Source organism: Paraburkholderia sp. SIMBA_027 (assembly GCF_046535315.1).
Lineage (GTDB): Bacteria > Pseudomonadota > Gammaproteobacteria > Burkholderiales > Burkholderiaceae > Paraburkholderia > Paraburkholderia tropica.
The window spans coordinates 1-247 of record NZ_JAWRWY010001308.1 but is presented as its reverse complement, the minus strand read 5'-3'; the positions used below and the strand labels follow the sequence as shown (position 1 = coordinate 247).

The 247-nt window shown below is 54.3% G+C and carries 1 protein-coding gene; it reads left to right on the top strand.

All coding sequences use genetic code 11. The annotated features are described in order from the left end of the window. The coding region (locus SB764_RS43390) for an autoinducer binding domain-containing protein (protein ID WP_410867224.1) at positions 1-247 on the top strand (247 nt) is incomplete at both ends.

Below are 247 nucleotides of genomic sequence, written 5' to 3'. Positions count from 1 at the left end.
AACGATCGCCGATGTCATCGATATACCTTTTGTAAGGACCACATATCCAGTTCCCTGGGTTTCGCGCTATCTTCTGAGGGGTTACGCCAAAATTGATCCCATCCTTCGCGACGGGATCATGCGGCAAATGCCGTTCGACTGGCGCGAGGTCGACATCCCAGGAACAGCCCATGAGTTTCTGGCTGATGCTGCGGAACACGGCGTTGGCGCAAACGGTTACTCCATTCCGATCATCGACAAATCGCGC